At 64.8% G+C, this 12,844-nt stretch carries 10 protein-coding genes; 6 read left to right on the top strand and 4 right to left on the bottom strand.

Going from position 1 to position 12,844, the window contains the following annotated elements; genetic code table 11:
* The first annotated feature begins 400 nt into the window (after positions 1-400).
* Entirely contained in the window at positions 401-610 is a 210-nt protein-coding gene (locus ACE10W_RS18070; RefSeq protein ID WP_028171130.1) for a hypothetical protein, read from the top strand.
* Between the two features lie 34 nt (positions 611-644).
* On the opposite strand, the gene ACE10W_RS18065 is transcribed toward ACE10W_RS18070, so the two are convergent.
* Positions 645-1,193, bottom strand: a complete 549-nt coding sequence (locus tag ACE10W_RS18065; protein WP_011086924.1) for a CreA family protein — start codon at positions 1,191-1,193, stop codon at positions 645-647.
* A 208-nt stretch (positions 1,194-1,401) separates the two neighbouring features.
* On the opposite strand from ACE10W_RS18065, the gene ACE10W_RS18060 reads away from it, so the two are divergent.
* The 4 genes from ACE10W_RS18060 to ACE10W_RS18045 all read left to right on the top strand — a co-directional run bounded on the left by ACE10W_RS18060 (position 1,402) and on the right by ACE10W_RS18045 (position 5,456).
* Positions 1,402-3,015 carry a L,D-transpeptidase family protein gene (locus ACE10W_RS18060; protein WP_161535148.1) on the top strand — a complete coding sequence of 538 codons (1,614 nt, stop codon included), beginning with the start codon at positions 1,402-1,404 and terminating at the stop codon, positions 3,013-3,015.
* 135 nt (positions 3,016-3,150) lie between these two features.
* Positions 3,151-3,720, top strand: a complete 570-nt coding sequence (locus ACE10W_RS18055; RefSeq protein ID WP_028171128.1) for a glutathione peroxidase — start codon at positions 3,151-3,153, stop codon at positions 3,718-3,720.
* A gap of 163 nt (positions 3,721-3,883) precedes the next feature.
* Positions 3,884-4,897 (top strand): polysaccharide deacetylase family protein, encoded by a 1,014-nt coding sequence (locus ACE10W_RS18050; protein WP_161535150.1) that lies wholly within the window; start codon positions 3,884-3,886, stop codon positions 4,895-4,897.
* Between the two features lie 7 nt (positions 4,898-4,904).
* Positions 4,905-5,456 (top strand): dihydrofolate reductase, encoded by a 552-nt coding sequence (locus ACE10W_RS18045; RefSeq protein WP_028171126.1) that lies wholly within the window; start codon positions 4,905-4,907, stop codon positions 5,454-5,456.
* Between the two features lie 33 nt (positions 5,457-5,489).
* Here the strand turns inward: ACE10W_RS18045 and ACE10W_RS18040 are convergent, their stop codons facing one another.
* Both ACE10W_RS18040 and ACE10W_RS18035 read right to left on the bottom strand, forming a co-directional pair.
* Positions 5,490-5,942, bottom strand: coding sequence for a DoxX family membrane protein (locus ACE10W_RS18040; protein WP_011086919.1), 453 nt, complete (start codon positions 5,940-5,942; stop codon positions 5,490-5,492).
* A 354-nt stretch (positions 5,943-6,296) separates the two neighbouring features.
* Entirely contained in the window at positions 6,297-8,606 is a 2,310-nt protein-coding gene (locus tag ACE10W_RS18035) for an NADP-dependent malic enzyme (RefSeq protein WP_028171125.1), read from the bottom strand.
* Between the two features lie 246 nt (positions 8,607-8,852).
* Between ACE10W_RS18035 and ACE10W_RS18030 the strand changes: the two genes are divergently transcribed.
* On the top strand, positions 8,853-10,823 hold the full coding sequence (locus ACE10W_RS18030) for a hypothetical protein (protein ID WP_271556799.1): 1,971 nt from the start codon (positions 8,853-8,855) through the stop codon (positions 10,821-10,823).
* Between the two features lie 156 nt (positions 10,824-10,979).
* Here ACE10W_RS18030 and aspS read toward each other — a convergent pair whose 3' ends face one another.
* Entirely contained in the window at positions 10,980-12,752 is a 1,773-nt protein-coding gene (aspS, locus tag ACE10W_RS18025) for an aspartate--tRNA ligase (protein ID WP_271556798.1), read from the bottom strand.
* Positions 12,753-12,844 lie beyond the last annotated feature (92 nt).

The raw sequence follows: 12,844 nt of genomic DNA, 5'->3' as shown, positions 1-12,844 counted from the left end.
TCAATGTCGCCGGCGGTGCACCGCCGTCGTTGTGAAGCTGATAACCATGGGTGGTTTCGCGCGTGATGCGCCAAAGGCGGAAAATGGTTTCATCTCCGTGAGAATTGTTTCGTCCGGTCCGATGCGACGAAACAATTCTCGGAAAATGCCAATCATTTCAGTCAGGTTGCGCCGCAACTCAACGTAACCCGGCAAGTCCTTGTTCCAGCACGAACATGCGCCGGGGGCGCGCTGTCACGCGCGCGCCTTGCACGCTTCATACGCATTTTACGTTTTTCTGCTGAAGAGAAGCCAAACGAAGGTTGGGCCCTGTCGAACCGGGGGCGCTTCGGCTGCGACCCAAGCCATCGAAACCGAGACGCCCGGATCACCGGGCGCGATCACGTGAGGGATGGCCATCATGATGGCGGGAAAACGCGCAACGACGCGCGAAGCGGAGCAGCGGACGGACCGCGGAGATCAACGACCTGTTCGCGGCCCCGTCACTTCGACGAGCGAAATGGCGCTGCAATCGAGCCGCGGCTTTGAGGCCGCGCCGCAGATGTTCGTGCGGCTGACCGGCTCGCATCTCGCAAAACCGCGCGTCAGCCGTGCTGTCGTCACCGAGTGAACGCAAACGCGTCACTGAGTGAACGCAAACGGCGTCACTGAGTGAAGAATTCGCCGCACTTCTGGACGTTGGCGTCCGCCGGTCCCCACGGCATGATCGGCACGGTCGAGGTCGAGTTCTTCGGCGAGCCCTCGATCAGCTTGTCCGAATAGACCATGTAGACCAGCACGTTGCGCTTGGCGTCGCAGCCACGCACGATCTGCATCTTCTTGAAGAACAGCGAGCGTCGCCTGCGGAACATGTCGTCGCCTTGTTCCATCTTGTCCTTGAACTTGATGGGCCCGACCTGGCGGCAGGCGAGCGAGATGTCCGAGACCTCCTCGGCAAGGCCGAGCCAGCCCTTGAAACCACCCTTCTCCGGCACGGTGAAATGACAGGCGACACCTTCCACCTCGGGATCATCGAGGCCGTAGGTCGCGAGCTTGTCATTCGGGCTGACCCATTTGAAGACGGTCGAGCGGCGGAAGATCAGATCCGGCTCGTCGGCAGCCTGGGCGGAAGCCACCGGCACGACCAGAGCCAGGAGGAATAAAGCAAGGCCTTTCAAGCGGATGCCGGAAAGACCGGGGAAACGAGATGACATGAAGTTCTCCGGTAACAAGTACCCGCAATGTAGGGATGAGACAGCCAGACAGGAAGGCGACTGGCCGCGAGGAGCGGCCGCCGTTTACCGCTCCGTGAGGCTTTTTTGCTACGTCTCGGACAAATGTAGCTGATGGCAGAACTGCCTTGCCGGTGAACGCGTATCCCCTCTACGAGACTAATGTCTGATTTGGATTATGGATTCGAGGATGAATAGCGTGAAGGGGTCCGGTTCTTCTGCCAAGCCGGCGCGGCTGTGGCAGGTCGCCATTTTGGCGACGGCTGGTGCGATCGGTACGGCAAGCCAGGCGGACGCAGCATTTTACTACTGGACGGATTATTCCGACGGGTCCTACGCCTCCCGTCAGGATCGGCATCTCGAAGTCCCGCGCCAGAAGCCGCAGAAGCGCGGCGCGGCCGGCAAGAAGGACGCGGTTGCCGAGAAGGAAGTCGGCACCAAGCCGCAAGGGCCGCTCGTCATCGTCGTCTCGATCGACCGGCAGAAGGTGACGGTCTACGACACCAACGGCGTGTTCGCGGAATCCCCGGTGTCGACAGGCATGAAGGGCCACTCGACGCCGATGGGTGTGTTCAGCGTCATCCAGAAGCACAAATTCCACCACTCCAACATCTATAGCGGCGCGCCGATGCCGTACATGCAGCGGATCACCTGGTCCGGTGTCGCCATGCATGCCGGCGTGCTGCCGGGTTATCCGGCCTCGCATGGCTGCATCCGCATGCCGATGGCGTTCGCGGTGAAGATGTGGAATTGGACCAAGATGGGTGCACGCGTCATCGTCTCGCCCGGCGAGATGACGCCGCACAGCTTCCAGCACCCGCTGCTCGCCTCCGTGCGCGTGCCGCCGCAGCCCGCGGCCAGCGTCGAGCCTCAGACCAACATCGGCGACAAGGCCGACAAGGGCGCACCAGCCAAGGTCACTGAAGCCAAACCGCCCGAGACCAAGACCGCCAGCGCCGAGAGCGTGCTCGAGCTGCGCTCGTCGGTCGGCCACACCGTGATGTCGGACATGACGACGGGCAATGCGCCGGCCCGCGCGGAAGCGGCCGCACCGGCCGACAAGCTTGACGCAACGAAAACCGCCGAAGCGTCTGACGCGGCCAGGCCGGCAAACGCCGATGCGAAGCCGACCGATTCCGCCGAGGCACCCAAAGCGACCACGGCCTCCGACGACAGGCCCGCCGACAAGGTCGAGGCCGTCAAGTCCGAGCCCGTCAAGACTGACGCGGCCGACGCCGCAAGGAAGCCTGATGCCGCCGTGACGGCTACGGCACCCGCGCCGGACGCCAAGAAGGACGAGAGCCGCGTTGCCGATCCTGCGCCTGCGGCGAAGCCGGAAGCGCCCAAGCGGGCCGGCCAGATCGCCGTCTTCATCAGTCGCAAGGATTCCAAGCTCTACGTGCGGCAGAATTTCGCGCCGCTGTTCGAGGTGCCGGTTACGATCGCCGCGAGCGACCGGCCGCTCGGCACGCACGTCTTCACCGCCGAAGTCGACAAGACCGACGCCAATGCATTGCATTGGTCGGTGGTGTCGCTGCCCGTCTCCGCTCGCGCCGCCGCGCGCGAGGATGACAGCCGCGTGACGCGCCGCCAGCGTGGCGCCGCCGTGATCCCCGTCGCCGCAAAGCCGGTGGTCACGCCGGACAACCCGGCTGAGGCGCTCGACCGCATCGCGATCCCCGCCGACACCATGGCGAAGATCAACGAGATGCTGACCTCGGGCGGCTCGGTCATCGTCTCCGACCAGGGCATCAACCAGGGCGAAACCGGCGAAGGCACTGATTTCATCGTCCGGCTCTACTAGAGCGTTTTCGAGCGCCCGATCCATCGGAACGGAAATGGCTCCAGGCGCTTCGCCGCTCCCGATAACGCGGTGTTGACGAGGCCGATCGCAGCGGCGGAGTAACATGCATCCCGGATCGTTTCGGGGGACGCCGTCATGATGAACCGAAGGACCATGCTCATCGCGGCGCTTGCAGGCGCCGTCGCTCCGGTGACGCGCGCGGTCGCCGATGGCGGCATGAGCCGGATCTCGGCCTACGCCTTCTCCTTTCCCGCGTTGTCCGGCGACGACATCCGCCTCGCCGCTTTCACCGGCAAACCGCTGCTGGTGGTCAACACCGCCTCGCTCTGCGGCTACACGCCCCAATACGCGGGGCTGCAAGAGCTCTGGAGCGAGTTTCGCGAGCGCGGGCTCACCGTGATCGGCGTGCCCTCCAACGATTTCGGCGGCCAGGAGCCGGGCGGAACGAGCGAGATCACGGAGACCGCGCACCACCAATACGGCGTTACCTTCCCGATCGCGGCCAAGGCCACAGTGATCGGCGCGAGGGCGCATCCGTTCTACAAATGGGCGGCCGACGCGCGCCCGAAGGATGTTCCGCGTTGGAACTTCCACAAATACCTGATCGGGCGTGACGGCTATATCGCCGAGGTATTTGCCTCCGCCATCGAGCCGACCGATACGCGAATCAAGACGGCGATTGCCAAGACGCTGGCCGACACTTGATGCAACGCGCCCCATCCGGTTGGGCACAATTGTGGCGGGATGCCAAACAGCCGTTGCAATGGCGATGGCCCACCATCTAGGCTAAGATCGTTTGGGGCAGGATGGTTTTGCCGGAGGCGAAAAGTCACGGCGGAACAACGGGATCAATCTCGAGGACAACACCATGCGTGTGGCGGCAGGACTGATTTTGGCAAGCGCGATGTCTTTAGGCATGACCGGCGCGGCATGGTCGCAGGCCCCGGCCGCGAAGCCCGCCGCCGCAACGGGTGCCGCACCGGCCGCGACGCCGGCTGCTCCAGCGGCAGCACCGGCTCCTGCAGCGGCCGCCGCGCCAGCGGGCTTCGTCAATCCGCCGCCGCCCAAGCAGGCGCCGCAGCCCGCACGCGCGGCCTGCAACACACCCGACGCGCTCGGGGTCGCCCGCACCGTCGAGATCGACACGACAGGCGGTCCAGGCTTCGGCTTCGAGCACTTCAAGGAGCTCGACTTCCTGCGCGACAAGGAGGTGGTGTTGACCTTCGACGACGGCCCCTGGCCGAAGAACACGCCCGCCGTGCTGAAGGCGCTCGCCGATGAATGCACCACCGGCATCTTCTTCTCGATCGGCAAGCACGCGACCTATGAGCCGGAAATCCTGAAGCAGGTCTACGCTGCCGGCCACACCGTCGGCACCCACACCTGGTCGCACGCCAATCTCAACAACAAGAAGCTCACGGAAGCGCAGCGCAAGGAAGAAATCGAGAAGGGCCTGTCGGCGGTGAAATGGGCGCTCGGCGGCATCTCGCCCTCGCCGTTCTTCCGCTTCCCGGCACTCCAGCATCCGCCGGAGATGGTCACCTATCTCGGCAACCGCAACACGGCGATCTTCTCCTGCGACATCGACTCGTTCGACTTCAAGGCCTCGAAGCCCGAGAAGGTGATCGAGACGGTGATGAAGAAGCTCGACAGCAAGGGCAAGGGCATCGTCCTGATGCACGACTTCCAGAAGCATACGGCAGAAGCCCTGCCCGAGCTCCTCAAGCGCCTAAAGGCAGGCGGCTACAAGGTGGTGGCGATGCGCGCCAAGTTCCCGGCGTCTTCGCTGCCCGAATACGACCAGGAGCTGCTCAAGGACGTCAAGCTGCCGACGGTGAGCCAGCGCCCGGTCAATTCCGTGGTGACGACCGTTTCGGAATAGCCGGCAATTGTCTTTCTGTATCGAAGGCTACGTCATCGTCTCCGCGGACGGCATGCTCGCCGACGCGAGCCATGTCATGCCTGACAGCCTGAAGTTCGAAGGCGACAAGCTGTTCTTCGAGCAGGCGCTCGATCGCGCCGCGCTGATCGTGCACGGCCGGCACTCACATGAGCAGCAGCCGAACTCTCCGAAGCGCAAGCGGCTGATCACGACCCGCAAGATCAAGGCCCTCACCGTCGATCCGGAGATGCCGAACGCGACATTGTGGAATCCGGATCACGCGAGCTTCGAGGAGGCCTGCGCCTTCGCCGATGTCGCCTCCGGCATGGTCGCGATCATCGGCGGTCCCGTCGTGTTCGACATGTTCATGGACCGTTACGACACGTTCTGGCTGTCGGAAGCCCCGCATCTGCGCCTGCCCGGCGGCGAAGGTTGTTTTGTCGGCGTGCCCGAGCGGACCCCGCACGAGGTGCTGGCGTCACACGGGATGAAGCCGGACGCGCCCTATGTGCTCGACGCGGCGCATGACGTCACGGTGACACCGTGGCGTCGGGCGTAGGTGCACTGCAACAACGCTCCCTGCAAAAACGCCCTACACGTCCCCGTAAGCCGCCTCGACCGGCCGCGTGGCGCGGCCATAGCCGATGATCATGCAGAGCGCACCGATGATCGAGAGATTCTTCAGCGCATCGACCAGCATCTTTGCGTTGTCGGGCGCCGCCAGATTCCAGAAGTCGTAGAACAGCACGGTTGCGACCGCGACGTAGACGATCAGCAGCATGGCGAAGAACCGCGCCCCGAAGTTCAGCGCGATCATCAAGCCGGCGATGATCTCGAGCGCGCCGACCGCGATCGCCAGCAGCTGCGGCGTCGTCATGGCGGTCGCCGTCTCGATCTGCTTGGCGTAAGGCGCGATGATGTCAGGCACCACGACCTTGGTGGCAATGAAATCGGCGGTCGCCTGGATGGCGAACAGTTTCGTCGCGCCCGTGTAGATGAACAGCACGGCGAACAGAATTCGCCCGAAAGTCACGAACGCTGGCATGATCGGCCTCTTGGCTCAGGCTTTCTAAGATCGGAACTTGGACGAAAGTCCTGAGCGATTATGAAGAGTCGTTGGCCGGTTTACAAACGGGGAAATGGAGAACTGTTTTGAAAAGATTGAAGGGCGGATGCGCCGGAGGTGCGCTCCCTCGCCCCGCTCTTGTCCGCCGAAGCCTTGGCGAAGGCGGATGCGGGGCCGCGACGAGCTTCGCTCGCGCTGAGAGGGTTGGGGTGAGGGGAGCCTCCACGGGGGCGGTGAGAATTGGACTCGCGGAGAGTCCCCCTCACCCGGATCGCATCTGACGATGCGATCCGGCCTCTCCCCGCAAGCGGGGAGAGGCGAAGAGGTCCCGCCTCAGGTAAACAACGTCGGCTGCTGCCGCGCCGCGCGCTCCTGCGCTTCCACGACTGCGACCGCAGTCATGTTGAGGATGCCGCGCGCGGTCACCGAGGGGGTGAGGATATGCGCCGGGCGCGCCGGGCCGATCAGGATCGGGCCGACGGGCAGTGCATCCGCGAGCGACTTGATCATCTGATAGGCGACGTTGGCGGTGTCGAGCGTCGGCATGATCATGATGTTGGCCTCGCCCTCGAGGTTGGAGTGCGGCAGCACCATCTTGCGCGCAGCGGCCGAAAGTGCCGTGTCGCCCTGCATCTCGCCGTCGGCCTCGATCTCCGGATGCTTCTCCTTCAGGAGCTGGGTCGCCCGGCGCATCTTGCGCGAGGACTCGGTGTCGTAGCTGCCGAAATCGGAATGCGAGACGAAGGCGATCTTCGGCTTGATGTTGAAGCGCTGGACGTGGACCGCCGCGAGCGAGGCGATCTCGGCGAGTTCTTCCGCGCTGGGGTTGGGGCGAACCTGCGTATCGGCGATGAAGAACGCGCCCTTGCTGGTGATCAGCAGCGCCAGCGCCGCATAGTCGCTGATCCCTGCCGAGAAGCCGACGATCTCGCGGACATGGCGCAGATGGCTCATGTAGCGGCCCTCGACGCCGCAGAGCATCGCATCCGCCTCCCCGCGCGTCACCGCGAGCGCGGCGATGACCGTGTTGTTGGTGCGTACCACCGTGCGCGCCGCATCCGGCGTCACGCCGCGGCGGCCGGCGACCTCGACATAGGACTGCACGTAGGATCGGTAGCGCGGATCGTCCTCGGGGTTGACGAGGTCGAAATCCTTGCCGGCCTTGATCGACAGGCCGAAGCGCTTGATGCGCGCCTCCACCACGGACGGACGACCGACCAGGATCGGCGTGGCCAGCTTCTCCTCCAGCACCACTTGCGTGGCGCGCAGCACGCGCTCGTCCTCGCCTTCGGCATAGATCACGCGCACCGGCTGGGTCTTGGCCTTGGCGAACATCGGCTTCATCACGAGGCCGGAGCGGAAGGCGAAGCGCATGAGCTGCGCGGCATATTCGTCGAAATTGGTGATGGGGCGCGTCGCGACGCCCGACTCGATCGCGGCCTTCGCGACCGCCGGCGCCACGCGCAGGATCAGCCGTGGATCGAACGGGCTCGGAATCAGCGAGCCCGGACCGAAGCCTCCCATCTCGCCGGTGTCGACCCCTTGCGCCACCGCATCCGACGGCGCCTCGCGCGCGAGCTGCGCGATGGCTTCGACGGCGGCGTGCTTCATCTCCTCGTTGATGGCGCTGGCACCGACGTCGAGCGCGCCGCGGAAGATGAAGGGAAAGCACAGGACGTTGTTGACCTGGTTCGGATAGTCCGAGCGGCCGGTGCAGATCATGGCGTCGGGGCGCACCTTCCGCGCTTCCTCCGGCATGATTTCGGGCGTCGGATTGGCGAGCGCCATGATGAGCGGCTTGTCGCCCATCGCCTTGGCCATCTCAGGCTTGAGGACGCCCGGTGCCGACAGCCCGATGAAGATGTCCGCGCCGCCGATGACGTCGGCGAGCGTGCGCTTGTCGGTCTTCTGCGCATAGACCGCCTTCCAGCGGTCCATCGAGGTGTTGCGGCCCTCATGCACGAGGCCGTCGATGTCGCAGACCCAGATGTTCTTGCGCTGCGCGCCCATCGACACCAGAAGATTGAGCGTCGCAATCGCGGCAGCACCTGCCCCTGACGCCACGATCTTGACGTCCGACAGCTTCTTGCCGTTCAGCCTGAGGCCGTTGGTGATGGCGGCGGCGACGATGATCGCGGTGCCGTGCTGGTCGTCATGGAAGACCGGGATCTTCATGCGCTCCTTCAGCCGCGCCTCGATCTCGAAGCACTCCGGCCCGCGGATGTCCTCGAGATTGATGCCGCCGAAAGTCGGCTCGAGCGCCGCCACGGTCTCGACCACCCGGTCGATGGTGTCGGCGGCGATCTCGATATCGAACACGTCGATGCCGGCAAACTTCTTGAACAGGACCGCCTTGCCCTCCATCACGGGCTTGGAGGCCAGCGGGCCGATATTACCGAGGCCGAGCACCGCGGTGCCGTTCGAGACCACGGCGACCAGGTTGGCGCGGGTGGTCAGCGTCGCCGCCTCGGCCGGGTTCTTGGCGATCTCGGTGCAGGCAGCCGCAACGCCCGGAGAATAGGCAAGCGCGAGGTCGCGCTGGTTGGCAAGCGGCTTGGTCGCCTGGATCTCGAGCTTGCCGGGGCGCGGCAGACGATGATAGGCGAGCGCCGCCTGGTGGAGGTCATCAGAATAGGACGACATGCGGTCTCTTGCCTCGCGTTACCGGCCTCAAACTACGTTGTCCTGACCGGTCTGTCGCGGGTCGCGGTATTCCGGGTCATGGAAACGGGATGAAGCACGGCCGGCGCCCCGGTGGCAACATCCGATTCCGCCCCCATCAACAGGCCGCACGGTCAAATATTTGAAAACCATAGCTTTCCCTGGACCGCCCCGCGCTTTGCGAATATGGCAGGTTGCGCAGTGCAAAACGAGCAACTGGAGCTGAGAATGAAGCGGATCCTGATCGGCCTGATCGCACTCGCCGTGCTCGCCGCGGGCGGATGGTTCGGCTTCAACCTCTATGCCAGACATCGCGCCACCGCGGAGATCGAGGCCGTCTTCGACCGGATCCGCAGCCAGGGCGGCAAGGCAAGCCACGGCAAGGTGGCGTTCGACGTGACGAGCCGGACGCTGACCATCGAGGACATCGCAGTCGATCCCGCCGGGCAGCCACAGGCGCACGTCAAGATCGCCGGCATCAAGGGAATGGGCCTCCGCCAGACCGATGAGACCCGCTTTGCGGCCGACAGCATCGAGATCTCCGGTTTCGAGGTCGCGCTGGACGAAGTCGGCCCCGGGAAGCTGAAAGCCTCCTACAAGATCCCGCAGATGATCATGCGCGATTACGCGGGCCCAGTTCACGTCCAGAATGCGCCGGCGTCAGGCGCCCTGATCGACTTGTACCGATTTGTGCTCGATCAGTATGCGAGCGTGACCGCATCTTCAGTCACGGCACCGACCCTCACCATCGCCTTCGATGCCGGCAAAGGCGCCGCCGGCAGCGGCGAGGTCGTCTATTCGGGGCTCGCGATCCAGAAGCTCGGCAAGGGCAAGGTCGACGCGATGAAGGCCGACCGCGCCTCCTTCACGATCAACGTGGAGCAGGCCGGCAAGGCGGACAAGCTGACCGGCGAGATGTCCGACCTCATCATCAATGATTTCGACTCGACCGCAATCGCCGCCGCCCTCGATCCGCAGAAGGCCAACGACGACAGCTACCATCGCGTTTACGGACAAATGTCGAGCGGCCTTTACGTGGCGACGTCGACGCACGGCGTGCGGATGCAGGTCGACGGCATCGCGATCGCCGATATCGCGGTCCAGCCGTCAAAATTCCGGCCGGCCGAGATTCTGGCACTGCTGCCGACGGACCGCTCCGTCCAGCCGACCCCGGCGCAATCGCGCGAGATGATGGAGAAGCTCGCCGGCCTCTATGACGGCCTTCGCGTCGGCAAGATCGAGATCGGCACCATGTCGATCACGACCCCGCAAGGGACGCCCCGGCTCAGGGCGATCAGATACCAGGAGGGCGAGTTCGCGCTCGAAGGCCTGGATGCGCCGACGCCGCAAGGCCAAGTGAAGATGGAGCGCTTCGCGCTCAAATCGCTCAGCCTGGCGAACCTGTTTCGTTGGGCCGCGAGCCTCACCACGCCCGGGCAGCCGCCCTCGCCCGATCAGATGCTGGGCCTGTTCCGGGTGCTCGAAGGCGCCGAGATCAAGGGCGTGGTCTCGCCCTACAAGAACACGCGGCAGCTCGTCACCATCGACACGATCAGCCTGAACTGGGGCCAACTGGTCGGGTCGATCCCGAGCAAGGCCAATCTGGTCGTGAAGATGGTCGCCCCCACCGATCCGGCCAATCCCACGCAGCTGCCGCTGACGATGGCCGGCATCGACAAACTGGCAATCAACCTCGATCTCGGCGCGGCCTGGACGGAGTCCTCGGGCGCGCTGGCGCTCGCGCCGGCCACCATCGACCTCGGCAACCTCGCCAAGGCGCAGGCCCGCCTCGCACTCGCCAACGTGCCGCGCGGCGTGTTCACGGCCGACCCGGTGCAAGCCATGAGCCAGGCCGGGCAGATCGAAGCCGGCGCGATCGAGCTCTCCCTGCGCGACAGCGGCGTCGTCGATCTGCTCGTGGCGCAGTTCTCCCGCATGCAGAATGTCAGCCGCGACGCGGCGCGCGGCGCCATCGTCGAGATGATCCGGGCACAGGGCGAGAAGATCGCGGCCGCCAATCCCGATGCCAAGACCGCGGTCGATGCCATCGCCGGCTTCGTCGAGACGTCAGGGCAAACGCTCACCATCAAGCTGACGCCGCTCGGCAAGGTGCCGATGCTTCAGCTGCTCGGCGCCCTGAACAGCGAGCCGATCGTCGCGCTGGCACAATTCCGCATCGAGGCGTCGACGGGGTTGTAGGCCGAGCGTTCGCTCGGCGGTCTCGTGTCCCGGACGCGGCGCGGCATGAAATGACGCGACGCAGAGCCGGGACCCAGGGTCACCGTCCGTGAAGTCTGGGCCCCGGCTCTGCAGCGCACCGCTGAAGAAGCGCTGCGCTGCGTCCGGGGTACGCATTCACTTCTGCGGCAGGTTCACTCGCACATGCAGCTCGCGGAGCTGCTTGGTCGTGGCTTCCGACGGTGCGCCCATCAGGAGGTCCATGGCCTGCTGGTTCATCGGGAACAGCGAGATCTCGCGCAAATTGGTGGTGCCGCACAGCAGCATCACGATGCGGTCAACGCCCGCGGCCATGCCGCCATGCGGCGGCGCGCCGTACTGGAAGGCGCGGTACATGCCGCCGAAGCGGTCAACCACCTCCTGCTCGCCATAGCCGGCGATCTCGAACGCCTTCACCATCGCTTCCGGCACGTGGTTGCGGATGCCGCCCGAGGCGATCTCGTAGCCGTTGCAGGTGATGTCGTACTGGAACGCCTTGATGGTCAGCGGATCCTGGCCCTTCAGCGCCTCGAGGCCGCCCTGCGGCATCGAGAACGGGTTGTGCGAGAAGTCGACCTTCTTGTCGTCCTCGTTGTACTCGTACATCGGGAAGTCGACGATCCAGGCGAGCTCGAACCGCTCCTTGTCGGTGAGGTTCAATTCCTCGCCGACCTTGTTGCGGGCAAGACCCGAGAACTTCCAGAACTTGTCGGGATCGCCGGCGACGAAGAAGGCGGCATCGCCTTCCTTGACACCGATCTGCGCGCGGATTGCAGCGGTGCGCTCAGGTCCGATGTTGTTCGCCAAGGGACCAGCGCCCTCGCCGCCCTCGCGCCACATGATGTAGCCGAGACCGGGCTGGCCTTCACCTTGCGCCCACGAATTCATGCGGTCGCAGAAGGCGCGGCTGCCACCGCCCGGCGCCGGGATCGCCCAGACTTGGTTCTTGGGGTCTTCGAGCATGCGCGCGAACACCTTGAAGCCGGAGCCGCGGAAGTGTTCGGAGACGTCCTGCATCTCGATGGGGTTGCGCAGGTCCGGCTTGTCGCTGCCGTATTTGCGCAGCGCCTCGGCGAACGGGATGCGGCGCCAGTTCTTGCTAACCGGCTTGCCCTTGGCGAACTCCTCGAACACGCCGGTGATGACGGGCTCCATCGCCGCGAAGACGTCTTCCTGCGTGACAAAACTCATCTCGACGTCGAGCTGGTAGAACTCGCCGGGCAGACGGTCGGCGCGCGGGTCCTCGTCGCGGAAGCACGGCGCGATCTGGAAGTAGCGGTCGAAGCCCGACATCATCAGCAATTGCTTGTACTGCTGCGGCGCCTGCGGCAGCGCGTAGAACTTGCCGGGATGGATGCGCGAGGGCACCAGGAAGTCGCGCGCGCCTTCCGGCGAGGACGCGGTCAGGATCGGGGTGTTGAACTCGAAGAAGCCCTGCCCCTCCATGCGCCGACGCATCGACTTGATGATTTCGACGCGCGTCATGATGTTCTGGTGCAGTTTTTCGCGACGCAGATCCAGGAAGCGATATTTGAGCCTGATATCCTCAGGATATTCCTGGTCGCCGAACACCGGCAGCGGCAGGTCGCCGGCCGGGCCCAGCACCTCGATCTCGCTGACATAGATCTCGATCTTGCCGGTCGGCAAATCGTCGTTGTCGGTGCCTTCAGGGCGGCGGCGGACCTTGCCGTCCATCTTGACCACGAATTCCGAGCGCAGCTTTTCGGCCAGCGAGAACGCCGGCGAGTCCGGGTCGACCACGCACTGGGTCAGGCCATAATGGTCGCGCAGGTCGATGAACAGCACGCCGCCATGGTCGCGAACGCGATGGACCCAGCCCGAGAGGCGGATCGTCTCGCCGATGTTGCTCTCGCGGAGCGCGCCGCATGTATGTGACCGGTAGCGATGCATGGTCGTCCCAAATTGATGTCTGAGGAAGCGAATCGGACGACTGAGGTGGCCGGTCCGAAAGTTGCGGCAGGGTTTACCCGACGAGGCCCAAG

It is taken from the genome of Bradyrhizobium sp. B025 (assembly GCF_042257955.1).
GTDB lineage: Bacteria > Pseudomonadota > Alphaproteobacteria > Rhizobiales > Xanthobacteraceae > Bradyrhizobium > Bradyrhizobium diazoefficiens.
Note: the sequence above shows the minus strand (reverse complement) of the source record. Positions and strands in the feature narration are given on the sequence as shown.

Bases quoted from the DNA above. Each gene is read 5' to 3' on its own strand.
- ACE10W_RS18070 (WP_028171130.1), top strand. From the start codon at position 401: ATGATGGCGGGAAAACGCGCAACGACGCGCGAAGCGGAGCAGCGGACG.
- ACE10W_RS18065 (WP_011086924.1), bottom strand. From the start codon at position 1,193: ATGTCATCTCGTTTCCCCGGTCTTTCCGGCATCCGCTTGAAAGGCCTT.
- ACE10W_RS18060 (WP_161535148.1), top strand. From the start codon at position 1,402: ATGAATAGCGTGAAGGGGTCCGGTTCTTCTGCCAAGCCGGCGCGGCTG.
- ACE10W_RS18055 (WP_028171128.1), top strand. From the start codon at position 3,151: ATGATGAACCGAAGGACCATGCTCATCGCGGCGCTTGCAGGCGCCGTC.
- ACE10W_RS18050 (WP_161535150.1), top strand. From the start codon at position 3,884: ATGCGTGTGGCGGCAGGACTGATTTTGGCAAGCGCGATGTCTTTAGGC.
- ACE10W_RS18040 (WP_011086919.1), bottom strand. From the start codon at position 5,942: ATGCCAGCGTTCGTGACTTTCGGGCGAATTCTGTTCGCCGTGCTGTTC.
- ACE10W_RS18035 (WP_028171125.1), bottom strand. From the start codon at position 8,606: ATGTCGTCCTATTCTGATGACCTCCACCAGGCGGCGCTCGCCTATCAT.
- ACE10W_RS18030 (WP_271556799.1), top strand. From the start codon at position 8,853: ATGAAGCGGATCCTGATCGGCCTGATCGCACTCGCCGTGCTCGCCGCG.
- aspS (WP_271556798.1), bottom strand. From the start codon at position 12,752: ATGCATCGCTACCGGTCACATACATGCGGCGCGCTCCGCGAGAGCAAC.